This is a genomic window from Arthrobacter sp. AB6, from assembly GCF_031844545.1.
Lineage (GTDB): Bacteria > Actinomycetota > Actinomycetes > Actinomycetales > Micrococcaceae > Arthrobacter.
Genome location: NZ_JAUZVL010000003.1, coordinates 145,124 through 166,123 on the forward strand (window position 1 = coordinate 145,124; position 21,000 = coordinate 166,123).

The 21,000-nt window shown below is 67.1% G+C and carries 22 protein-coding genes and 3 pseudogenes; 15 read left to right on the forward strand and 10 right to left on the reverse strand.

All coding sequences use genetic code 11. The features are described from left to right. Window positions 1–60: 60 nt before the first annotated feature. A complete protein-coding gene (locus Q9R30_RS03375; protein WP_104999214.1) occupies window positions 61–672 on the reverse strand; it encodes an NADPH-dependent FMN reductase in 612 nt (203 codons plus the stop codon). Window positions 673–879: 207 nt separating this feature from the next. Here Q9R30_RS03375 and Q9R30_RS03380 point away from each other — a divergent pair, with 207 nt between their 5' ends. The 4 genes and pseudogenes from Q9R30_RS03380 (at window position 880) to Q9R30_RS03395 (ending at window position 5,656) form a co-directional block, all read left to right on the forward strand. Next, complete coding sequence (locus Q9R30_RS03380; RefSeq protein ID WP_199775281.1) at window positions 880–1,029, forward strand: hypothetical protein; 150 nt, start codon at window positions 880–882, stop codon at window positions 1,027–1,029. Window positions 1,030–1,204: 175 nt separating this feature from the next. After that, window positions 1,205–3,853, forward strand: a pseudogene (locus tag Q9R30_RS03385) (Tat pathway signal sequence domain protein). 108 nt (window positions 3,854–3,961) lie between these two features. Beyond that, window positions 3,962–4,627, forward strand: a complete 666-nt coding sequence (locus tag Q9R30_RS03390; protein WP_104999870.1) for an SRPBCC family protein — start codon at window positions 3,962–3,964, stop codon at window positions 4,625–4,627. 123 nt (window positions 4,628–4,750) lie between these two features. Beyond that, entirely contained in the window at window positions 4,751–5,656 is a 906-nt protein-coding gene (locus tag Q9R30_RS03395; RefSeq protein ID WP_104999216.1) for an SRPBCC family protein, read from the forward strand. 66 nt (window positions 5,657–5,722) lie between these two features. Here the strand turns inward: Q9R30_RS03395 and Q9R30_RS19335 are convergent. Both Q9R30_RS19335 and Q9R30_RS03400 read right to left on the reverse strand, forming a co-directional pair. After that, window positions 5,723–5,845: pseudogene (locus Q9R30_RS19335) on the reverse strand (hypothetical protein); the annotation flags it as partial. 31 nt (window positions 5,846–5,876) lie between these two features. Continuing rightward, window positions 5,877–6,383, reverse strand: a complete 507-nt coding sequence (locus tag Q9R30_RS03400) for an Lrp/AsnC family transcriptional regulator (protein WP_104999217.1) — start codon at window positions 6,381–6,383, stop codon at window positions 5,877–5,879. 92 nt (window positions 6,384–6,475) lie between these two features. On the opposite strand from Q9R30_RS03400, the gene Q9R30_RS03405 reads away from it, so the two are divergent. The 4 genes from Q9R30_RS03405 to Q9R30_RS03420 all read left to right on the forward strand — a co-directional run bounded on the left by Q9R30_RS03405 (window position 6,476) and on the right by Q9R30_RS03420 (window position 9,486). Beyond that, entirely contained in the window at window positions 6,476–7,570 is a 1,095-nt protein-coding gene (locus tag Q9R30_RS03405; protein WP_104999218.1) for a histidinol-phosphate transaminase, read from the forward strand. After that, the gene (locus Q9R30_RS03410; protein WP_396136687.1) at window positions 7,567–8,250 is read left to right on the forward strand and encodes a YitT family protein; all 684 of its coding nucleotides are present in this window, start codon (window positions 7,567–7,569) and stop codon (window positions 8,248–8,250) included. The genes Q9R30_RS03405 and Q9R30_RS03410 overlap by 4 nt, the downstream gene beginning before the upstream one ends. A gap of 70 nt (window positions 8,251–8,320) precedes the next feature. Further along, window positions 8,321–8,962, forward strand: coding sequence for an NAD(P)-binding domain-containing protein (locus Q9R30_RS03415; RefSeq protein ID WP_311216786.1), 642 nt, complete (start codon window positions 8,321–8,323; stop codon window positions 8,960–8,962). 185 nt (window positions 8,963–9,147) lie between these two features. Then, window positions 9,148–9,486: a hypothetical protein gene (locus tag Q9R30_RS03420; protein ID WP_104999220.1), complete on the forward strand. Its 339-nt coding sequence runs from the start codon at window positions 9,148–9,150 to the stop codon at window positions 9,484–9,486. 53 nt (window positions 9,487–9,539) lie between these two features. Here the strand turns inward: Q9R30_RS03420 and Q9R30_RS03425 are convergent, their stop codons facing one another. Continuing rightward, the gene (locus Q9R30_RS03425) at window positions 9,540–10,475 is read right to left on the reverse strand and encodes a threonine/serine dehydratase (protein WP_104999221.1); all 936 of its coding nucleotides are present in this window, start codon (window positions 10,473–10,475) and stop codon (window positions 9,540–9,542) included. A gap of 7 nt (window positions 10,476–10,482) precedes the next feature. After that, window positions 10,483–10,752 (reverse strand): hypothetical protein, encoded by a 270-nt coding sequence (locus Q9R30_RS03430; RefSeq protein ID WP_104999222.1) that lies wholly within the window; start codon window positions 10,750–10,752, stop codon window positions 10,483–10,485. Between the two features lie 186 nt (window positions 10,753–10,938). Between Q9R30_RS03430 and Q9R30_RS03435 the strand changes: the two genes are divergently transcribed. Then, entirely contained in the window at window positions 10,939–11,547 is a 609-nt protein-coding gene (locus tag Q9R30_RS03435) for an AAA family ATPase (protein ID WP_104999223.1), read from the forward strand. A 95-nt stretch (window positions 11,548–11,642) separates the two neighbouring features. Here the strand turns inward: Q9R30_RS03435 and Q9R30_RS03440 are convergent, their stop codons facing one another. Then, window positions 11,643–12,470, reverse strand: a complete 828-nt coding sequence (locus Q9R30_RS03440; protein ID WP_311216787.1) for a hypothetical protein — start codon at window positions 12,468–12,470, stop codon at window positions 11,643–11,645. A 222-nt stretch (window positions 12,471–12,692) separates the two neighbouring features. On the opposite strand from Q9R30_RS03440, the gene Q9R30_RS03445 reads away from it, so the two are divergent. Then, a complete protein-coding gene (locus Q9R30_RS03445) occupies window positions 12,693–13,451 on the forward strand; it encodes a GntR family transcriptional regulator (protein ID WP_234005454.1) in 759 nt (252 codons plus the stop codon). Between the two features lie 15 nt (window positions 13,452–13,466). Here the strand turns inward: Q9R30_RS03445 and Q9R30_RS03450 are convergent, their stop codons facing one another. Further along, window positions 13,467–13,925: a glucose PTS transporter subunit IIA gene (locus tag Q9R30_RS03450; RefSeq protein WP_104999225.1), complete on the reverse strand. Its 459-nt coding sequence runs from the start codon at window positions 13,923–13,925 to the stop codon at window positions 13,467–13,469. Continuing rightward, the gene (locus Q9R30_RS03455; RefSeq protein WP_079595209.1) at window positions 13,925–14,155 is read right to left on the reverse strand and encodes a glucose PTS transporter subunit EIIB; all 231 of its coding nucleotides are present in this window, start codon (window positions 14,153–14,155) and stop codon (window positions 13,925–13,927) included. The genes Q9R30_RS03450 and Q9R30_RS03455 overlap by 1 nt, the downstream gene beginning before the upstream one ends. 229 nt (window positions 14,156–14,384) lie before the next feature. On the opposite strand from Q9R30_RS03455, the gene Q9R30_RS03460 reads away from it, so the two are divergent. From Q9R30_RS03460 to Q9R30_RS03480, 5 genes and pseudogenes are all read left to right on the forward strand, one after another. Then, complete coding sequence (locus Q9R30_RS03460) at window positions 14,385–15,635, forward strand: PTS transporter subunit EIIC (RefSeq protein ID WP_104999226.1); 1,251 nt, start codon at window positions 14,385–14,387, stop codon at window positions 15,633–15,635. Window positions 15,636–15,702: 67 nt separating this feature from the next. After that, window positions 15,703–16,482: a glucosamine-6-phosphate deaminase gene (nagB, locus tag Q9R30_RS03465; protein ID WP_104999227.1), complete on the forward strand. Its 780-nt coding sequence runs from the start codon at window positions 15,703–15,705 to the stop codon at window positions 16,480–16,482. Between the two features lie 20 nt (window positions 16,483–16,502). Continuing rightward, window positions 16,503–17,258: a copper homeostasis protein CutC gene (locus Q9R30_RS03470; RefSeq protein WP_311216788.1), complete on the forward strand. Its 756-nt coding sequence runs from the start codon at window positions 16,503–16,505 to the stop codon at window positions 17,256–17,258. After that, window positions 17,255–18,472, forward strand: coding sequence for an N-acetylglucosamine-6-phosphate deacetylase (locus Q9R30_RS03475; protein WP_104999228.1), 1,218 nt, complete (start codon window positions 17,255–17,257; stop codon window positions 18,470–18,472). The genes Q9R30_RS03470 and Q9R30_RS03475 overlap by 4 nt, the downstream gene beginning before the upstream one ends. A 54-nt stretch (window positions 18,473–18,526) precedes the next feature. Further along, window positions 18,527–19,544 (forward strand): annotated as a pseudogene (locus Q9R30_RS03480) (DUF222 domain-containing protein); the annotation flags it as partial. Window positions 19,545–19,647: 103 nt separating this feature from the next. On the opposite strand, the gene Q9R30_RS03485 reads toward Q9R30_RS03480, so the two are convergent. Both Q9R30_RS03485 and Q9R30_RS03490 read right to left on the reverse strand, forming a co-directional pair. Continuing rightward, window positions 19,648–20,577, reverse strand: a complete 930-nt coding sequence (locus Q9R30_RS03485; protein ID WP_104999229.1) for a Rieske 2Fe-2S domain-containing protein — start codon at window positions 20,575–20,577, stop codon at window positions 19,648–19,650. A gap of 90 nt (window positions 20,578–20,667) precedes the next feature. Then, entirely contained in the window at window positions 20,668–20,967 is a 300-nt protein-coding gene (locus tag Q9R30_RS03490) for an antibiotic biosynthesis monooxygenase (protein ID WP_311216789.1), read from the reverse strand. Window positions 20,968–21,000 lie beyond the last annotated feature (33 nt).

The following is a 21,000-nucleotide window of genomic DNA, read 5'->3' on the forward strand; positions in this document are numbered from 1 at the left end:
CGCCGTACTGGGACAGCGGGCATCCGTAATCACTAGCGCATCAATATCGCGGGAGCCCGCCTACCTGGTGAGCTTCCCTTCGTCCAGTTCAAGGTCGCCGATGTGGCCGGGCGCGTTCGCGGCCAGGACCCGGGCAACGAACGCGCTGTACTCGTCCATGTAGTGGCGCAGGAACTTGGCGGTCCCCTCGTCCTTGACCTCGCCGCCCTCACCGAACACGGCAGCGCTGTAGTGGATATAGGCTTCCGGGGCGTTCAACTGCGGGGCGTCCAGGAAGCTAAGGACGCTGCGGAAAGAGGACTGCATCACCGCCGTCCCGATGCTGCCCACGGACGCTCCAATAATGCCGGTGGGCTTGCGGGCGAATGAGTTGCTCCCCCAAGGCCGGGAGCCCCAGTCGATGGCGTTCTTGAGGGCGCCGGGAATGGAACGGTTGTATTCGGGGGATACAAACAGGATTCCGTCCGAAGCCTCGATGGACTCTTTGAGGGCGCGGCCTTCCGGCGGAAAGTCGGCGTCGTAGTCGTAGCTGTACAGGGGTAGGTCCTTGATGGGAATCTCAGTGAATTCCAGGTCCTCCGGAGCCAGTTTGATCAAAGCCTGGGAGAGGACCCGGTTGATTGAGCCGGTGGCCAGGCTCCCCACGAAGTACCCGATCTTGAACGGTGCCATGAGTGTTCCTTCCAAGGGCCGGCGGCGCCGGCCGTCCATGTTTGTTTGGAAAAGGTGCCGCCGCGAATGGACGGCGCTTGATGCCCGCTGCCCCACCAGTCCAGCACAGAAGTCCGGGTGCTGCCAGAGCGAGGAAGTACGTCCTTGACACGCCGCACGGGGGAGCGCTGAATGATCTGTAGCGAAGTCCCCCGGTCAGGAGCAGCCATGAGCGAGAATCCATTGCAGGACGAGCGGGTCCACGCGGAGGCACCCGCCGAGGGCGATCCGGACGCGGATATCACTGAAATCCGGGCCCACTCACAGGAGCCTGCCGAGGGACCGGACACAGACGAAGCCGCCCGGAAGGGCAAGTAGCAGCGCGCTTAATGAAGGGCATTCCGCCACCCGCGTCGCCATTCCACCATTCCGTCGTTCCCGGCTGCGCTCCGGATGATGGGTACCCCTTGCGGTCCCGCCGGTTTCGGGTCTACTTTTGAAACGAATCAGAAAACGGTTTCCCAACGCACCATGAGTCGACGAAGTGGATAACATGACGGACAGCACCCTCCTCAGATGGCTCGACGGCGAGGCGCCTGCGCAGATCAGCGGCGGAACCACCTGGGGAATGCCCTTTGCCCGCGGCTCCGTCCCTTCAGCCCGGGCCCTTTCGGTCTCGGACGCCAGCGGATCCCCGGTTGCCGCCCAGGCCTGGCCCCTGGCCACGTGGCCCGACGGTTCCCTCAAATGGGCGGGCATCGCGCTTCCCGCCACGGACTCGCCGTCGGAGGGTTACCTCGTAAGGTCCGACGGCGGCGCGTCACCCCGCGAAGGCAATCTCCCGCCGTCGGGCGCCACCGACGTCACCGTCACGGAAACCGCTGACACCCTCACAGTGGACACCGGCGCCCTCCAGATGGTGCTCAACCGCGGCGGCTCTACCCTGTTCAGCAGCCTCACCCGCAACGGCACGGAAGTGGCACGGGACGCCCGCCTCGCCAGCCTCCTGCAGGACGGAATATCCGAGGGCCCCGGCACCTTTAGCCGCGAGGCCTTCACCGGCGAGGTCACCGCCGTCACGCTTGAACAAAGCGGACCCGTTCGCGCCGTGGTGCGGCTGGAGGGGCGGCACCGGCCGGACGCTCCCGGAAGCAGCCGCCGGGACTGGCTCCCGTTCGTGGTCCGGTTCTACTTCTACGCCAACGCCCGCAGTGTCCGGATGGTCCACTCCTTTATCTGGGACGGCGACGCGGAGCTGGATTTCCTCGCCGGTCTTGGCGTCCGGTTCAGCGTGCCGCTGGCGTCCGAACTCCATGACCGCCACGTCCGCATTGCAGGGGCCGACGGCGGCTTCCTCACCGAAGGGGTCCGCGGCCTGACCGGCCTGCGGCGGGACCCCGGCACGGACGTCCGCCGGGCGCAGGTGGAGGGCAGGCCCACCCCGCCGCCCGCGGCATGGAACCCGGAGGTGTCGGAGCGGCTGCATTTGATCCCGGCGTGGAACGACTTTACGCTCAGCCAGCTCAGCGCCGACGGCTTCGAGCTGCGCAAGCGCACCGCGCCCGGCCACGCCTGGGTGGGGATCTCCGGCGGGACAAGGTCGGCCGGCTTCTGCTCGCTAAGCGATGCCCGGGGCGGTTTTGGTGTTGGCATCAAGGACTTCTGGCAGTCGCACCCCGGCCAACTGGACATCCGGAACGCTGCGACTGATGAAGCGGCCCTGACCGCGTGGCTGTACTCCCCCGAGGCCCAGCCGATGGACCTGCGCTTCTACCACGACGGCTTGGGCCAGGACACCTTCGAGGAACAGCTCGAGGGGCTCGAAATCACGTACGAGGATTACGAACCGGGATTCGGCAATCCCACCGGAATTGCCCGCACGCATGAGTTAACCCTGTTCGCGTACGAGGGCACGCCGTCAACGGAAAGCCTGGCGGCCGATGCCCTGGCCGTTTCCACCCCCGCCCTGCTCCAGGCCGCCCCGGAGTACCTGCACTCCGTGGGCGTCTTCGGCGACTGGGCTCCCGTGGACCGCAGCACGCCTGCCCGCGCGGAGCTTGAGGACCACCTGGACTTCCTCTTCGATTTCTACGCCGGCCAGGTGGAGCAGCGCCGCTGGTACGGGTTCTGGAACTACGGCGACGTGATGCACACCTACGACCTTGACCGGCACGTATGGCGGTATGACGTGGGCGGCTACGCATGGGACAACTCCGAGCTCTCCCCCGACCTGTGGCTCTGGTACTCGTACCTGCGCTCCGGCCGGGCGGACATCTTCCGGTTCGCCGAGGCAATGACCCGGCACACCGGGGAAGTGGACGTCTACCACCTGGGAGCCTGGCGCGGCCTCGGCTCCCGGCACAACGTCCAGCACTGGGGCTGCAGCGCCAAGCAGCTCCGCATCAGCACGCCCGCCTACCGCCGCTTCTACTACTACCTCACAGCGGACGAACGGACCGGGGACCTGCTCACCGAACTGGTGGACAGCGACCAGAACTTCCTGGGCCTGGATCCCGTGCGCAAGGTCCGGCCCGACGCCGACACATACCGGCCGGACCGCGGCGCCCTGGGGGTGGGTCTCGGCACGGACTGGGGTTCGCTCGCAGCCACCTGGCTTACGGACTGGGAACGCACGGGCAACCCCCGGTCCCGGGACCGCCTCCTGGGCACCATGGCAGACATTGGCGCCCTCAAGTACGGCTTCCTCACCGGCGAGGCGCTGTACGACCTGGACAAGGGCCGGTTCGACACCGGCCGCGAGCTGCTCTAGGTCTCCCACCTCAGTGCAGTGTTCGGGCTGGTGGAGATCTGCAGCGAACTGGTGGACCTGGTCCCCGATCCGGACTTTGAGCGGGCGTGGCTGCAATACTGCCGGCTCTTCCTGGCCACGAAGGAGGAACAGATGGACGCCGTGGGCCAGCCGCTTGAGGGCATCCACCTCACGCAGGCGCACAGCCGGCTGACCGCCTATGCTGCGGCCCGGCTGGATGACCCCGAACTCGCTGCCCGGGCCTGGGCGGGCTTTGCCGAAGGAGGCGAACACCTCAATCACGGGTCGGCGTTCACGCTCCGGGAGATCGAGCCGCCGCACGTGCTGCTGCGCGTGCACGAGGCACCCACCGTCTCCACCAACGACACCTCCCAGTTCGGCCTGGCGGTGATCCAGAACCTGGCGCTGATCGGCAAGCACCTCCCCGGCTGACCGTCCCCTGCGTTACTGAAGGGGTGGTGGGGAGTGTCCGGACGGAGCAAACTTAAGCTACTGATGACCAGCTTTCTCATCGGTTTCGGTTCAGTCAAAGGAGACGTCATGAGCACGAAAGTGGAGAAACGGATTGTGGTCGATGTACCGGTCAGCACCGCCTACACCCAGTGGACCCAGTTCGAGGAGTTTCCGCGCTTCATGGGCGGCGTGGAGAGCGTGACCCGCCTCAGCGATGACCGCCTCAAGTGGATGGCCCATATTGGCGGGGTGCGGCGGCAGTGGGAAGCCAAGATTCTTGAGCAGCTTCCCGGCCGGCGGGTGGCCTGGGCCGCGGTTGAAGGCGTCACCAACTCCGGCGCGGTCGATTTCAGGGACGCCGGCAATAACCGGACCGAGCTCACCCTGACCCTGGAGTACAAGCCCGCCGGGGTAGTGGAAAGGGTGGGCAGCCTGCTGCATGTGGTGGGCCGCCAGGCGGAACACGACCTCAAGAAGTTCAAGGATTTCATCGAACACCGGGGCCCTGCCGCCCAGGCCGAAGCCACCGCGCCCGCCGGAGCGACCGCGCCGGCCGGAGCGACGGTGGCGGCGGCCGAGCAGCCGACCTACAACCGCTTCGCGCACCCGTTCGACCAGACCGGCGGCATGGTGGATTTCGAGGGCGAGTCGGACGAGACGGCCGAGGGCGAAAGCTACAGTTCCGCCGAACGCCGGACCCGCCGCAGCGGGGGTAACCTCCCACCGATCGACGGCAGCCTGGGCCAGCACTGAACGCGTTCCTTCCCGGCTGCGGGTGTTGCTCTGGAAACCAGCCCGCCCAAAAGGTATGTTGGTAAGCATGCTGATGATTTTTACCGACTTGTCAGCTTCCGGTAACACAGCGAAGGAGACGTTATGAGCACGAAGGTGGAAAAACGCATTCTGGTGAACGTACCGGTAAGCACCGCTTACAACCAGTGGACGCAGTTCGAGGAATTCCCGCACTTCATGGGCGGCGTCAAGAGCGTGACGCAGCTCAGTGACGACCGGCTCGAGTGGGTGGCCGAGATCGGCGGCATCCGCCGGCAGTGGGAAGCCAGGATCCTGGAGCAGGTCCCGGACCGCAAGGTCGCCTGGGCAGCTACCGAAGGTGCCACGAACGCCGGGGCAGTCGAGTTCGAGGACGTCGGCGGCGGCCAGACCTCCCTGCAGCTGACGCTCGAATACGAGCCCGAAGGAATCATCGAAAAAGTGGGCGACAAGCTCAACGTTGTGGACCGCCAGGCCGAGGCAGACCTCAAGCGGTTCAAGGAATTCATCGAGGATGAGGGCTACGCCAGCGGTGCCTGGCGCGGCAGCGTAAGCTCCGGGGCGCCAGTCGGCACTCCGGGCGTGGAAGACGCCGCGGGATCGCGTGGCGATTCCGGCAAGGCCGGCGTGTCCGGCAAGGTGGCCGCCGGCGTGGGCGTAGCAGCGGCAGCAGGCGCAGCAGCCGCAATGGCCGGTTCAAAGCAGGACACGGCCGAGGCCGCGGATGTAACGGTCACTCCAGCGAACCCCTCGGAACCCGTCACCGTCACGCCGATTCCGGCGGACACTACGGGCACGACGGCGGCAGCCGGCTCCACCGGTTCGGTCGCCGACCTGGGCGATGACAGGATCGGCCACGCCTTCGACCAGACCAACGGCCTCGTGGACACCACCGGGGAGTCGGACGAGACGGTTGAGGGCGAGAACCTGAGCGCGGGCGAACGGCGCGAAGATGAGCGCCGGCCCGATGGCGGCCTGCCGCCCGTTGGCGGCAACCTCGGCCAGCACTAACAGGATGTAGCCGCAGCGCAACAGAAAGCGCCGTCCACCTCCTTTCCGGAGGCGGACGGCGCTTTTTCGGTTGCCGTAGCCGTCGCCCCACGCGGCTACGCTGCCACGCGGCGGATCGTAGGGAACCGTGTCCATGATTGTGCCGCTGGCGCCGTTGAACGCGGTGAGGAATTCCGGCCTGGACTGAACGCTACGGAACAATATCTCCCGTTTGGTCCCGTCAAAGCCTCGCGGCTGCGTCGCCGCGCGGCCGGCCCGCTGCCGCCTGCAGGAGCGGCAGCGTCCTCGCGGGCATGACCTCCACCAGGGACATGGCCGTGCTGGTTCGTACGACGCCGGCGATCGCCAGCATGCTGCGGGTGACCCTATGGAGATCGGCGGGGTCCTTCGCGGCGACTTTCGCGAGCAGGTCCGCGTCGCCGGTGGTGGCGTGCATCTCGATGATTTCCGGAATGGTGCGCAGTGCCGCCATGGCCTCATCGCTGGCGGACTGGCTGATGGAGATCGAGATGAAGGCGATCAGCGGCAGGCCGAGGGCGTCTGTGCGGACGCGCTGGCTGAACGGGGCCAGGCTGCCGTCGTTGACCAGGCGCCGGAGCCGCGCGTGCACCGTGTTGCGGGCCACGCCCAACGTCCGCGACAGGGACAGGACCGTGGCCTGCGGATCCGCGTCCATGGCCAAGAGGATTTCGGCGTCCAAGGCATCGATGAGGTGCATAGTGAGCATTTTGTCATGTTGCCGGGCCTTCTCCACCCTGATCTGTCCTGCCTGATTTGCTCGTGTTGCGCAGATGCTCCGCGCTGCCCCACGATGCCTTCATGGCCACCATCCTTCCCCAGGCACCGGCACCCGAGGTGCGTTCCGCCGTCGCAAACCTCCCCGCTTACATTGCCGGGAGGAGCGCGGAAACGGCCCTGACTGCCGCCCTCGCCTCGAACGAGAGCCACTTCGATCCCCTGCCCTCGGTCATCGACGTGATCTCTGCCGAGACGCGCAGGATCCACCGGTACCCAAGCATGGGCGCCGTGGACGTCCGGGACGCGATCGCACGCCACCTCTCGGTGTCCGCGGATGAGGTTGCTGCCGGGCCGGGAAGTTCCGGGGTGCTGCAGCAGATCATTTCCGCGGTATGTAACCACGGCGACGAGGTGGTTTTCGCGTGGCGTTCCTTTGAGGCCTACCCCATCCTGGTGACGGTGGCCGGCGCCGTGCCTGTCCCCGTCCCGCTCCGCGACGACGAGCACCACGACCTTCCTGCCATGGCCGCTGCCGTCACCGGGCGGACGCGGCTGGTAATCCTCTGCTCTCCCAACAACCCCACCGGCGTGTCCATCCCGGCGGACGCGCTGGAGGAATTCCTCGGAGCCGTGCCGCCGCAGGTCCTGGTGGTGCTGGACGAGGCCTACATCGAATTCCAGCGGGGCCCGGGTTTGGATTCCCTGGAACTCTACCGCCGGCACCAGAACCTGTGTGTCCTGCGGACCTTCTCGAAGGCCTACGGGCTGGCCGGGCTGCGGATCGGCTACGCCATCGCCCGCCCGGCCGTGGCTGAGGGGCTGCGGCGCACCGCCATTCCATTCGGCGTCAACCGCATGGCGCAGGCGGCCGCGGCGGCGTCACTGGACGCGCAGGTTGAGATCCGGGAACGGACCGATGCGGTGGCGGAGGAGCGCACCCGCGTTGTTTCCTCCTTGCGCCAGTCCGGCTGGACTGTCCCGGACAGCCAGGCCAATTTCTACTGGCTGCGGGCATCTGACGGGCTGCGGGAACAGATCCTTGCAGCGCTTTCCGACGCCGACATCCTTGCACGGGGATACGCGGGCGACGGCGTCCGGGTCACCTTGGCGGACAGGGAAACGAACAACCGGGTGCTCGCCGTGCTCGCGGACCGCGGGCGGTTTGCCGCCCAGTGAGCACGCCAACCGCGTCACCCGAAACCACCGCCGCCCCAACCACGCCGGACCTGGGACCGGCGGCACCAGGCCGCGTGCCGCCGTCGGCCGTCCGCCATTCCGCCATCGAAGATGTCCTAGGGATCCTCACGGGCGCCTTCACCGCCTCACTGGGCCTGTTCCTGCTCAAGTCCAGCCAGGCTGTCACGGGCGGAACGGCGGGCCTGGCGCTGCTGCTCAGCTACTCCCTCCCGGTTTCTTTCGGCGTTATCTTCATGGCGGTGAACGCGCCTTTCTTTGCCCTGGCGGTCTGGAAGAAGGGCTGGAACTTTGCCCTCCGGACGGGGGCCGCCATCGGTCTGGTTTCGGCCATGTCCGGCCTGCACCCCTGGGCACTTGGCGCCCTGCACATCGACCCGGTGTACGGCGTGCTGGGCGGCAACCTGCTCGCCGGCGTCGGCTTGCTGATCCTATTCCGGCACCAGTCCAGCCTGGGCGGCTTCAGCATCCTTGCCCTACTGCTGCAGGAGAAGTTGAAGTGGCGCGCCGGGTACGTCCAGATGGTGCTGGACGTGGCGATCGTCCTGGCGGCGCTGGCCGTGGTGGCTCCCCTGATGGTGCTGCTCGCCGCCGCCGGAGCCGTCCTCCTGAACTTCATCCTGGCCCTGAACCATCGCCCGGGACGCTACCTGGGAAAGTGACCGCCGGCGCGCGGATTTATTCCCCGGCCCGCCCTGAAATATCTTTGCCCGGGTCGCTGTTGCCGGGGACATGACAACAATCGGAATCATTGGTGCAGGACATATTGGAAGCCAGATTGCCCGGAAGGCAGTGGAGTTGGGCTACGACGTAGCCATCAGCAACTCCCGCGGCCCTGAAACGCTGGCCGGGCTGGTGGCGGAACTCGGCCCGAACGCCCGGGCCGCAACTCCTGCGGAGGCAGCGGCGGCCGGTGATTTCGCCGTCGTCGCCGTTCCGCTGAAGAACTACAGGGACGTCCCGGTTGAGCCGCTGGCCGGCAAGGTGGTGATTGACGCCAACAACTACTACTGGGAACGGGACGGCCGCATCCCTGCCCTGAACAATGGCGAGGCCACCACGTCCGGGCTGCTTCAGGAACACCTGCGCGACTCGAAGGTGGCCAAGGGCTTCAACCACATTATGGCCGCCGAGATCACCACGGACGGGAAGCCTTCCGTAGCCGGGGACCGGCGGGCCCTGGCAACGGCCAGCGACTATCCGGAGGCCGCCGAACTGGTCACCCGCCTTTATGACGAATTCGGCTTCGATACCGTGAACATCGGCCTGCTGGAGGACAGCTGGCGCGTGGAGCGGGACCGCCCGGCGTACGTTGTCCGGCAGGACGCCGCCGAGCTCAAGGAAAACCTGGGCAAGGCGACCCGGACCCCCTGACGGCACGCCAACTGGCTGGCAGCAAACGTCGCGAAATCGTATTTTGGAGACGTTAACTGCCGGCCCGGTCTGCGGCAGCTCCGCACGATGGTGTTGCCGGCACAGGCACCTGCAGGGTGCGCGCCAAGACATCGGGGGCCCCGTTCTGCTTACAATCGAAACCTCAAACAACTACTGAGGGACCCATGAAGAAATTCGCCACAGCCCTGATCGCCGCCGGACTCGTTGTCTCCGCAACTGCCTGCACTGCCTCGAACCAGCTCACCACCGCGGAAACCTGCGAGCGGATCCAGTCCGTCGTGTCCAACCCGGCCAACAACGCCGGCAAGACCGGCATGAACCGCCTGGCCAACCAGATCCGTCCCATTCACGCCGTCGCCTCAGACGACCTCAAGGGTGCCCTTGCATCGATCCTTGAGTACACGGACGAGCAGGCCAAGGAAACGCCGGACGAGGCCAAGCTCGGCGAGCTCCAGTCCGGCTATGAGAAAGCCGGCGCCACGTACAGCCAGTTCTGCAGCTGATTTCCGGCTGACTCCGGCTGCAGGCGGCGCGCTGCGCTGCCGTGGGGATCCGGTCACCCAAGGGTGGCCGGATCCGTGTTTGCTCCGCACAGGACTACCGCCACTCGCTCACCGACGCCCGGGACGAAGGCGCCGGAAGTAAGCGCGGCATAAGCGGCAGCGGCGCCGTGTTCCACGATGATCTTGTAGTCATCCCACAGCTTCCGGCGGGCTTCGATGATGTCGCCATCGGACACCAGGACGCTTGCGACACCGGCGCGGACCGCCACAGAGAAGCCGATGTCACCGATGCGGCGGGCACCGAGGGAGTCCGCCGCTATGCCCGATACGGGGACGTCAACCGGCGCTCCGGCGGCCAGCGCTGCGTGCAGCGTCGGTGCCGTTTCCGGCTCTACCGCCACCACTTTGGCCCGGCCCTCGACGGCCGCCGCGATTCCTGCCATCAGCCCTCCCCCGCCCACGGCAACCAGGATGGTGTCCACACCGCCCAGCTGGTCGAGCAGCTCGAGCCCTACCGTTCCGGCACCAGCGGCAATTTCGGGCTGGTCGTAGGCGTGGCAATAGACCGCCCCGGTTTCGCCGGCATGCCTGACGGCCGCCTGGTAGGCCTCCGCGTACTCGGCCCCGCCCTGCACCACTGCTGCTCCGATGGCCTTCAGCTTTCCTACCTTGACGGCGGGCGCGGCGGCGGGGACGAACACGGTTGCGGGGACGCCCAGCTGTGCGGCTGCGTAGGCGTTGGCCAGTCCGGCGTTGCCGCCGGAGGCCACCACGACGCCGACATCCGGCTTCAGCTCCCCGCGTTCCTTGGCAGCAAGAACCCGGTTGAGGGCTCCGCGGGCCTTGAACGTTCCGGTGTGCTGCATGAATTCGCATTTGAACCACACCGGGCCGGGGAAGGCTTCCGGGTCGCCTTCGAGGACAGGCGTTACACGGGTGAGGCCAGCGGTCCTTCGCGCTGCCAGTTCCACGTCGGCGCGGGTGATCATTGCTGCGCTAGACCTCGTCGTCCCAGGTTCCCGGCTCCTGCAGCGTTTCCTCGGGCTTGTGTTCCCGGGGCGGTTCGCCGCTGCCCGTGTAGGATGCCGGAACGGTTCCTGCAGCATGCGCCTGCTGCTCTTCCCGGATGTTGCCGGCACCGGGCAGTTCCGGGTGCTGGCCGCTCTGCGGGGCCTGCTTGGCTTCGTTGGATTCCCCGGCTTCGTCCGGATCTCCGGGGCCGCGAAGGTCTGCGGTGTTCTTGGGCTCGTCATTGCCAGCGGTCATGGTCCTGCCTTTCGCTTGGGAACTGCGGTGTCCGGCGGGGTTTGCACGGTACCGTTCTCCACCCTACGGGCTGACCTCGTCCGGCAGCCGGAACCTGGCAAATGCGGCCCGGCACCTGTGAATTGCGACTCAGCCGGGACTTCCGGAGCGTACGCTGCGTTAAACCCAATGGCGAAAGGAGGCCACATGATCATTGTCCTGACCGGGATTGACGGTTCGGGAAAGTCCTCGGCCGCCCGCGCCCTGGTATCTGCCGTTGAAGCCGAAGGCGGCCATGCACTGCTGCTGAACAACCATGCCGGCCGGCGAAGCATGTCCGTCCTATGCGCGAAGCTGGGGATTCGCCTGCCTGGCAGCGCTGCGGACGCCTTGGAGACCACGTTCCGGATGTGGAACGTGCTGGTAAACCACCTCCGTGCCAGCCGTTTCGACGGCCTGACAGTGATGGACCGGCACCTGTACTGCCAGCTGGCGCTCCGGAAAACAAGAGGCTTGGGGCGCGGCCGCCTGCTCCCGTGGCTGCTGAACGTGCTTCCGGCCCCTGACGCCGTCGTGCACCTCGAGGTGGACCCTGAGGTGGCCCACCACCGCATTGTCGAGCGCGGCACGGACGCCGAGACCTTGGAGGACCTGGTTGCCTTCGCGGACGCGTACCGTGCCCTGCCGGAATTCAGCGGCTTTCTGAAGGTTGACGCCTCGGTGCCTGTCCCGGAGATGGCGCAGCGCCTGGCGTGCGTCATCCGCCAACTGGCGCCTCCGACGACGGCACCACAGCCCGCGCCGCACGGTGACTAAGCGCCGCACGGACACAGGACGGGCGGACAAGGGCGGGCGGACCCACAGTCAGCCCGCCCTCCCCAAGAGGCGTGAAGCCCCAGCGCGATGAAACCCTAGCGCGATGCCGTTGGCGAAGCCGAGGACGTCGCGGTGCCCGTCGACGCGCTCTCCGTTGCCGTAGGTGAAGCTGAACCGCCCGGCGAGGACGTGCCGGTGGAGCGGGACGTGCTGGTGGACGTCGGGCTGGAAGTCCCGCTGCCGCCGTCGGCCTTCTTCAGCACCTCGTTGATGAGGTCCTCAAGCTCCTTCTGGTCCGGGTCCCCGAGGTTGGCGCCGCTCTTGGTGGCAACCACCAGCAGCCGCCCCTGGGCAGCGGAAACCTGCATCAGCTTTTGCTGGTTTTCACCGCTGCGCGTGCTCAGGGTGGCGAAGGTCTTCTCGGCGTCAGTCTCCGCGTTCACCTCCTCGCTGGCGACCTCGTACTTTTGCCCCAGGGCCTCAACGGAGAACTTGGCACACTGGTCCATCTTGCCGCTGATGTCAGCCAGCACCTTCACTGCGTCCGGCCCCTCGCTGCCTGACTGGGCGGACAGGCTGCGGGGCTGGTCCCCCTCAGAAAGCGCCACGGCTACGTCGCCGCCTTCCACTTTGTCCAGCAGCCCGGCCGTGGCGATGTCCTTGCAGTCTGCAGGATCCACGGTTGCGGCGCTCAGGAGCAGGTTGGCGATGTTTCCGCCCTGGTCCACCTGCTCCTTGGAATACAGCTTCAATTCATTGCCGTCGTCATCAGACATGCCGGAGATCAGCTCGCGCAGCTCATCCTCGCTGTAAACCTTCGCCTCAGCTGTAGCGGAAGCCGACGCTGTCGCCGAAGCCGAAGGGCTGGCAGTTCCACCACCGCCGCCCGTACAGCCGGCCAGCGCAATCATCGCTGCTGCCAATACTCCAAGCGCAGGTACTCTTCGCATCAGGTACAACCCCTTACAAGAAATAGGAAGCATGCTTAGTGTTCCTAGCCTAAGGGATGCAACCCTCCGCTGGAAATATGGTGCACAGCTCCGGGATGACGGCGGGCCGCAGGGATCCGCCAGCCCGGCGTCCATATGGAATAATCCGTTGCAGTGGTCCTTACCGGACCGCTCCACGGACCGGAGGGGGCACACGTGCCAGCCACAGCACCACCAGCGAGCAGCGCTCCGCCGTCCGGCCCCACCATCCACAACTCCCAGATCCCCAAGCATGAGCAGTTGCGGACCATCATCCTCAAGCTGGCCAGGGAAGAACTGGAGCCCGGCGCCAGGCTTCCCAGCGAGCGCACCCTCATGGATTCCTACGGCGTCAGCCGGATCACGGTCCGCGCCGCGATTGGACGCCTGGTCAACGAGGGCCACCTGGTCCGGGTTCCCGCCAAGGGCACCTTCGTGGCGGATTCCCCCGTGCAGTCCACGCTGCACCTCGCCTCCTTCACCCAGGAAATGGAGGCGATGGGACACGTTCCCAGCACCGTAGTACTGGTGGCGGAAACCGCCGCCGTCCCCGCGGACACTGCCGAAGCGCTGAGCCTTGCCCCTGGATCTGAAGCGATTCATCTCAAGCGGCTCCGGCTGGCGGACGGCCGCCCGGTCAGCGTCGACGACGCCTGGTACAGCCCCGAGCACGCCCCGGGCCTGCTGGATATCGACCTGACCGGATCCGTGTACAAAGCACTGGCGGCGCAGTTTGGCCACCAGATTGACCGGGCGCGGCAAAGCGTCCGGTCCGAGGGCGCCCCCGCGGATGTGGGGGCACTCCTCGGAACCGGAACCGGGGCGCCGGTTTTGGCCTTCGACCGGGTGTCCTATTCAGGCCCCCTGGCCATCGAGCATTCGCGCTCCTGGTACCGCTCGGACCGCTACTCGCTCACCATGGAAGTCCGGCTCTAGCCCCCTGCCAGCGTCTTAGTCCAGCGAAAACAGGCCTGCGCCGGCAGTCACCGCACCCGTTGCCATGAGCGTTGCCGTGTCCGGCTTGGTATCGAGGACGACGACGGGACTCACCATTGAGTAACCGGCCGCCAGGGCGGCGGCGGGGTCCACGTGCATCACGGATTCACCGGCGCCAACGGTGTCGCCCTGGGCAATCAGCAGCTTGAAGCCTTCGCCTTTGAGCTTGACCGTGTCGATGCCCACATGGGTGAGCACTCCCCGCCCGGCTGACTCCACCACCACAAAGGCGTGCGGCAGGAGCTTGACCACTTTTCCGGCGACGGGGGACACGACGTCGAACGACTCTCCTGCCGGCGGCTCAACGGCCGCGCCGGAACCCACCATCTGGCCTGCGAAGACGGGATCCGGAACGTCCGACAAAGGAACCACGCTGCCGCTGATGGGCGCGAGGACAACAAGCGTTTCCGGCATCAGAGCAGGTCCTCGATGTCTTCGGCCAGGTTGTCCGCCTCCGGGCCAACAATGACCTGGACTGCGGTGCCTGCTGCGAGGACGCCGTGGGCTCCGGCCGCTTTCAAAGTGGCTTCGTTGACTAGCGACCCGTCCTTCACCTCGGTGCGCAGGCGGGTGATGCAGGCCTCGACTTCCACGATGTTGGCGGCTCCGCCAAGGCCCTCAATGATCTTTTCTGCTTTGGACATGGCTGCCCTTTCTGACGGTGCCCCGGGGAGCACTGCTTCAGCACCAGGACCGGCGGCCCAAGTGCGACCAATTATGTTCCCGTTCATCGGAACTGTCAGCGCCTGCCCCGTAGAAGTTCTACCTTGACATGCGCTCGTGGGATGAATCACACTGAACTGGTCATAACCAGACAGTACCGGCTGGAACCGTTTCTTCACAAGCCCCCACCGATCCCGCAGAGGTGTAACCATGTCAACGTCCGAGACCACCGCCCTGGCTCCAGAGAAGAAGCCGAACAGGGCCTTCGCAACCCTCCAGCGGCTGGGCCGCTGCCTGATGCTGCCCATCGCCGTCCTCCCCGCCGCCGGCATCCTGCTTCGCATCGGGCAGGCAGACCTGTTGGGCGCGATCCCCGGCTTCGAAGGCGGCGCAGCCGTCATCTCCGCCGCGGGCAACGCCGTCTTCACCTGGCTGCCGCTCATCTTCGCCGTCGGCATCGCCATCGGCTGGGCCAAGAAGGCCGACGGTTCCACCGCATTGGCAGCAGTGGTGGGATACATGGTGATTGACGGCGTCTTCAAGGCCATGTCCCCCCTGGTCCTGGCCGGCCAGGTTGACCCCGCCGGCAAGCCCGCCATGATCAACTACGGCGTCCTGGCCGGCATTGTGGTGGGCCTGCTGTCCGCCATGCTTTGGCAGCGGTTCTACCGCACCAAACTGCCGGACTTCCTGGGCTTCTTCAGCGGCCGCCGCCTGGTGCCCATCCTGACGTCCGTCACCAGCCTGGCAGCCGGCGTCGTCCTTGCCCTGTTCTACCCGCTCTTCAACGCCGGGCTCTCGGCAGTGGGCGAAGCCGTAGCCGGCAACGCCGTGGCCGGTGGCGGCGTCTATGGTTTCGCCAACCGCATGCTCATCCCGGCCGGCCTGCACCACATCCTCAACTCCGCCGTGTGGTTCCTCATTGGCGACTACACCGACGCCTCGGGACAGCTTGTCCGCGGCGACCTCAACCGCTTCTTCGCCGGCGACCCCAGCGCAGGCATCTTCATGACCGGATTCTTCCCCATCATGATGTTCGGCCTGCCGGCAGCAGCCCTTGCCATCTGGCGCCACGCCAAGCCCTCGCAAAAGAAGATCGTGGGCGGCATCATGCTTTCCACCGCCCTCACCGCCTTCTTCACCGGCATCACCGAACCGCTTGAGTACTCCTTCATGTTCGTCGCCTTCCCGCTCTACATCGTCCATGCAGTCCTCACCGGGACGTCCATGGCCCTGGTCAATGCCCTGGACATCCACCATGGCTTCACGTTCTCTGCCGGGCTGATCGACTTCGTCCTCAACTTCGGTAAGTCGGAGAACGGCTGGCTGCTCATCCCCATCGGACTGGGCTACGCGGTGGTCTACTACTTCCTCTTCTCCATCGTCATCAAGCGCTGGAACCTGCGGACGCCCGGCCGCGAAGACGACGAAGTCACTGTGGAGACAGACGCCGCCAAGTAGCGGCATCCCCCTCCCCCGCCCACCCCGCCGCCAAGCAACGGCGCCAGCAACCGAAAGTATCTTCACCGTGGAAATCATCATCCTTCCCGCCCCTGCCGACGTAGCACGCACGGCCGCGGACGCCATCGAGGAACAGGTCCGCCGCGGCCCGTCCGTCCTGGGCCTCGCCACCGGGTCCACCCCGCTGGGCACCTACCAGGAGCTCATCGAACGGCACCGGACCGGCGGCCTGAGCTTTGCCGGGGCGCAAGCCTTCCTCCTCGATGAGTATGTTGGCCTGCCCAGCACGCACCCGCAGTCCTACCACTCGGTGATCCGGGACGAGTTCACGGCCAGCGTGGATTTCGATGCGGACGCGGTACATGGGCTGGACGGGATGGCGGAGGACCTGCGGGCCGAGGCGGAGCAGTACGAGGCGCGGATTGCAGCTGCGGGAGGGGTGGATATCCAGATCCTGGGCATCGGCACGGACGGCCACGTGGGGTTCAACGAACCGATGTCGTCACTGGCCTCCCGGACCAGGATCAAGACCCTCACCCGGCAGACGCGGCAGGACAACGCCCGCTTCTTCGACCACGCGGACGACGTGCCGGACCATGTCCTGACGCAGGGGCTGGGCACCATCCGCGAGGCCCGGCACCTGCTGCTGCTCGCCATGGGCGAGGCCAAGGCGGAGGCCATCGCGGCCGCCGTCGAGGGCCCGGTCGCCGCCAACTGCCCCGCGTCCGCGCTCCAGCTGCATCCGCATGTCACGGTCCTGGTTGACGAGGCCGCGGCCTCGCTGCTGGCCCACCGGGCCTACTACCAGGACACGTTCGGACGGAAGCCGGCGTGGCAGGGGCTCTGAGCACGGGCCAGGGTACGCCGGTGGCTGTCGTCAGCCGGCCGCAGCTGGAGCTTGCCGTGGAAAATGCCGACGGCGTGCGGCTGGCTGCCGCCGTCGGCGCGGCCCGCGTGGAGCTCTGCGCAGCCCTCGCCGAAACCGAGGGCATCACACCCAGCATCGGGATGACGGAACAGGCCTGCCGCGTCGGGCTGCCCGTCCACGTCCTGGTGCGGCCGCGCCCGGGCAACTTCGCCTACTCCGATGACGAACTCGACGTCATCGAGCGCGACGTGGCCGCCTCGCTGGCCGCCGGGGCCGCCGGTGTCGTGGTGGGGCTGCTCGGGGCCGACGGCGGGCCGGACGTTCCTGCCCTCCGCCGGATCGTTGAAGCGGCACGCCGGTCCAATCCGTCTGCGGAAATCACGTTCCACCGGGCGTTCGATGCTGCCCTCGCGGCCGGCGCCGACCCTGCGGACGCGCTGGCCCGGCTCCAGCAGGCAGGCGTGGACCGCGTCCTGACGAGCGGCGGCAGTCCGGACTGCGGCTCAGGCCTCGCCATGCTGGGCGGCCTGGTCGGGCTGGGACGCACGCACGCTCCGACGGTCCAGATCATGGCCGGCGGAGGAGTGACGCTTGACCTGGTACCGTCACTGCTCGGCATCGGCGTCCACGCCGTGCACACCTCCGCCCGGCCACGCCTGAACGGCCGTTCCGGCACGGACCGCGCAGATGCCGCCGATCCTGACCTGGCAGCCCGGTTGGCGGCAGCACTGACGACGCGAGGACTGGAACCATGAGCCCCGAACTGATTCTTCGTGGCCGCATTGTCACCGGAAGCATGGACGTCCCCGATGGTGTCGTGGCGGTCGACGGCGGCGTGATCACCTACGCGGGCCCGGCGTCGGGATTTTCCGTGCCGGACTCAGGCGGGGCCGAAGGTGCCGGGCCGGACGTTGCCGGACGTGTCCTTTTGCCCGGGCTGGTGGACCTGCATTGCCATGGGGCACTGGGCTCGGATTTCTCCGAAGGATCCGTCGAGGGTGCCCGGTCCGCGGCACAATACCTGCACAGCCGCGGAACCACCACGCTGCTGGGGAGCCTGGTGACGGGATCGCCGGAGCACCTGGTCCGGAACCTCAAAGCCCTGCGGGGCCTGGCGGATGAGGGGCTGATCGCCGGTTCCCATCTTGAGGGCCCCTTCCTCGCTTCGGCACAGTGCGGCGCACACGACCCCGCGCTGCTGCGCGAACCCGACGCCGGACTGGTGGCCGAGCTGCTTGAAGCGGCCGGCCCGTCCCTGGCCTCAATGACATTAGCAGCGGAACTTCCGGGCGCTGGAGCCCTTGCGGCCATGCTCACTGCGCGGGGGATCATTCCCTCCCTGGGCCACACTGCCGCAGACCCCAGCACCGCGGCAGCCTTCCTGGAACAGGCGGCCGCAGGACTCGCGGCCCCGGGCAGCCCCTCCGCCAGGACGCGCCCAACCGTCACGCACCTGTTCAATGCCATGCCCGGCCTGCACCACCGCTCCCCCGGACCGGTGTCATCCAGCCTCCGGGCTGCGCACGCAGGCAACGCCGTGGTGGAGCTGATCGCCGACGGCGTCCACCTTGCCCCGGAAACCGTCAAGATGGTGTTCGAGCTGGTGGGGGCAGAAAACATCGCACTGGTCACCGACTCGATGGCCGCCACCGGCCTTCACGACGGCCAGTACCGGCTGGGGACACTGGCTGTCACGGTGGACAGGGGCGTGGCCAGGGTGGACAACACCGGTGCCATCGCGGGTGGAACCGCTACCTTGCTGGACGTTGTGCGGACCACGGTTGCGGCAGGCGTCACCCTTCAGGCTGCGGTCCTCGCGGCAACGGCCGTACCTGCCTCCGTCCTGGGACTGTCCTTGCAGGTGGGAGACCTGCGCGCCGGCATGCGTGCCGACGTCGTCCTTGTTGACCGGGACCTGCGTCTTGGGGGAGTGCTGCGCCGGGGCGAGTGGGTCACGCCGCCGGGGTAGCGGTGTTCCGTTGTCCGGACGTTGAATGTCAGACCCCACCGCCAAGATGGATTCATGGACAGCAACCCGGTGGCGGAGGCGGATGCGGCAGTAGACGCACCTGTGGCTGCTTGTGAGGCGGTGCTCAGTGGCAGCGGTACCGCTCCTTCCCGTGCGCCTGGTTCCGGTCCTGCTGGCGGGCTTGTTGGCGGGGCTGATGACGATCCGTTGCAGCAGGTCGCTGATGGGGCTTCGGATGTTCTAGGCGGGCTGGCCCGGTCCGAGGCGAAGCTGGCGGCGTTGAGGGCGCACGCGGTTCAAGTGTTCGCTGCCGCCACGAGCGTGCTGAACGCTCCGGCGTCCTCGCCGCATGAGGCAACGGCCCAGAACCGGAGCCTGGCGGCCGAAGTGGGGTGTGCGCTGGTGATCGGTGACCGGGCCGCCGGCGCCCTGCCGGCCGAGTCCTGCGCCCTGACCACGTCCCTGCCCGGACCCTTGCCGCGTTGGAGTCCGGGACGATTTCCTGGGCGCACGCTGGGGCAGCCGCCCTGGAGGCCCATTCCCTGGATCCGGATACACCAAAACCGGCCGGAGCGGCCACCATCGGGGAGATGCCGGCTTACCGGTTCAAGGCCAAGGCCAGAACTTGGCGGGAACGCCGCCACCCCGAATCGCTGGAGAAGCGCCACGCCAAGGGTGTGGCGGACCGGCGGGTGGAGTGCTGGCCGGACAGCGACGGGATGGCTTGGGTCGCCGCGCGCCTGCCCGCGGACCAGGCACTGGCGATCTGGAACCGGCTCAACGCACTCGCCCGGGGAACCGCCCTGCTCGGCCTGACTGATGAGCCGGCGATGCTGGACGGGCACGGCCCGATCCCGGCGTCCATGGCCCGGGGCCTTGTGGCTAACGGGGCGGAGTCGTTCCACCGGGTCCTGGTCGATCCGAGGGGCGGGGCACCGCTGGAGATCGGCCGGCCAGCTACCGGGTCACCAAGGCGATGAGGAACTGGCTCAGGCTGCGGGACGGCAGCGGCTGGAAACCCACACCAGCCACCAAGGACGAACCACCCGGCTGGATCTCACCCACTGGCCGCCCGGACTCACCCCTGCTAAAATGCCGGGGCTCCTGCCCGCGGGAAGGAGCACCCTAGAAGATGCGCTCCAGGACTTGATGTCAGGCTGAGGTAACCAAAAAGCTCAGCCGGCCCCCGGCAGGCAGACTTCCACGAGGCCGTCGCTCACACGGGTTTCGAACAGTGGCTGCCGTGCCGTTGCGGGGCCAGCCTGGACTTCCCCCGTACGGAGCGAGAAGGTGCTTCCGTGCCAGGGGCAGACGACGCACGGGTCGCCGCTGCCATCACCACCGCCAGAAGCCCCGCCAGCCCGAACCGCCCCGGCCTGAAGCCTTCCGCCCCTCAGCTTGCCTTCGTGCAGCGGCCCGGAGAGGTGGCTGCAGACATCGGACAGAACGCGCACGTCTTCTGCCTCCCGGTAGACAAGCAACGGGATTTCGGCAACAACAAGTTTGTGGAGCTTGCCGTCCGGCAGTTCCGCGAGCGGTGCCAGGGGCTGCCAGCCGCTCGGGAAGCGGTGCGGGATCTCCTCGCTGTGGTTCACGCCGGCCGCCTGCCGGTAGGTGAGGTGGCCGCCCAGGAAACCGCCAGCGCCCACTGCGGCAAGGCCAAGGTACGCAAGCGCCTTGCCGGCTGCCCGGCTTCCCTGGGCACGTGCAACCAGGGAAGCGGCGTAAAGGCTCGTGGCGGTGATGTTGGCAGCAGCGTGGACAAGTCCAACCCGCTGCTGCTGCGGGTGCAACTGGGTCCAGTCGGTAAAGCCGGCCACCGCGGTAGGCACAGCGGCGCCGGTTCCCACTCCTATCAGCAGTGCGGCGGCCCGGTCGTTGCCGGGCAAGGCGTCAAGCACGGCGGCGGATATCCATGCACCCAACGGCACCTGGACCGCCAGCGGGTGCACAGGGTGCCCGATCGGGACCCCGTGCAGGACGTCGCGCGCCCACTTGGGCCGGATGACGCGCTTCACCACTTTTCGGACCTTCTTGGAAAGGGGATCCAGCCACTCGGCATCCTCCAGGCGGGTAACAAGTTCCAGTGCAGGCAGCGGTTTCATGCGTCTTCCTTACCCCTTTGCTCCGTGTAAGTCCGTCGCGTGAAGCTTACTTACCGGCAGGGTCAAAGCACAGGGCAACGGCGGTGAAACCTAACGCAGCGGAGAGCCCAGGACCGTGAACTGATGGCCGCCCATTTCACCGGACAGCCGGGGCATGGCCTCGGTTATGGCCTCCTGCACGCTGTCCAGTTCCAACGAAGCCCGGTGTGCCTCCGGTGATTCCCACAGTTCACACACGAACACCGTATCCGGCGCGGCATCGTTGATGCCCACCTCGTAGAGCAGGCAGCCTGCCTCCTTCAGCCCGGCCATGGGCCGGACCAGGATGGAAACTACGGCGTCGCGCTGGCCGGGCTTGGTCTCAAGGGTTCCCACATTCGCAAACGTCATAGGGACAGTGTGCAGGACGGGGACGGCAGGACG

Excerpts from the sequence above, each read along its gene's own strand:
- Q9R30_RS03400 (WP_104999217.1), bottom strand. The coding sequence starts at position 6,383 with ATGCTCACTATGCACCTCATCGATGCCTTGGACGCCGAAATCCTCTTG.
- Q9R30_RS03425 (WP_104999221.1), bottom strand. The coding sequence starts at position 10,475 with ATGATCACCCGCGCCGACGTGGAACTGGCAGCGCGAAGGACCGCTGGC.
- Q9R30_RS03405 (WP_104999218.1), top strand. The coding sequence starts at position 6,476 with ATGGCCACCATCCTTCCCCAGGCACCGGCACCCGAGGTGCGTTCCGCC.
- Q9R30_RS03475 (WP_104999228.1), top strand. The coding sequence starts at position 17,255 with ATGAGCCCCGAACTGATTCTTCGTGGCCGCATTGTCACCGGAAGCATG.
- Q9R30_RS03490 (WP_311216789.1), bottom strand. The coding sequence starts at position 20,967 with ATGACGTTTGCGAATGTGGGAACCCTTGAGACCAAGCCCGGCCAGCGC.
- Q9R30_RS03460 (WP_104999226.1), top strand. The coding sequence starts at position 14,385 with ATGTCAACGTCCGAGACCACCGCCCTGGCTCCAGAGAAGAAGCCGAAC.
- Q9R30_RS03450 (WP_104999225.1), bottom strand. The coding sequence starts at position 13,925 with ATGCCGGAAACGCTTGTTGTCCTCGCGCCCATCAGCGGCAGCGTGGTT.
- Q9R30_RS03455 (WP_079595209.1), bottom strand. The coding sequence starts at position 14,155 with ATGTCCAAAGCAGAAAAGATCATTGAGGGCCTTGGCGGAGCCGCCAAC.
- Q9R30_RS03375 (WP_104999214.1), bottom strand. The coding sequence starts at position 672 with ATGGCACCGTTCAAGATCGGGTACTTCGTGGGGAGCCTGGCCACCGGC.
- Q9R30_RS03415 (WP_311216786.1), top strand. The coding sequence starts at position 8,321 with ATGACAACAATCGGAATCATTGGTGCAGGACATATTGGAAGCCAGATT.
- Q9R30_RS03435 (WP_104999223.1), top strand. The coding sequence starts at position 10,939 with ATGATCATTGTCCTGACCGGGATTGACGGTTCGGGAAAGTCCTCGGCC.
- Q9R30_RS03420 (WP_104999220.1), top strand. The coding sequence starts at position 9,148 with ATGAAGAAATTCGCCACAGCCCTGATCGCCGCCGGACTCGTTGTCTCC.
- Q9R30_RS03380 (WP_199775281.1), top strand. The coding sequence starts at position 880 with ATGAGCGAGAATCCATTGCAGGACGAGCGGGTCCACGCGGAGGCACCC.
- Q9R30_RS03485 (WP_104999229.1), bottom strand. The coding sequence starts at position 20,577 with ATGAAACCGCTGCCTGCACTGGAACTTGTTACCCGCCTGGAGGATGCC.
- Q9R30_RS03430 (WP_104999222.1), bottom strand. The coding sequence starts at position 10,752 with ATGACCGCTGGCAATGACGAGCCCAAGAACACCGCAGACCTTCGCGGC.
- Q9R30_RS03395 (WP_104999216.1), top strand. The coding sequence starts at position 4,751 with ATGAGCACGAAGGTGGAAAAACGCATTCTGGTGAACGTACCGGTAAGC.
- Q9R30_RS03390 (WP_104999870.1), top strand. The coding sequence starts at position 3,962 with ATGAGCACGAAAGTGGAGAAACGGATTGTGGTCGATGTACCGGTCAGC.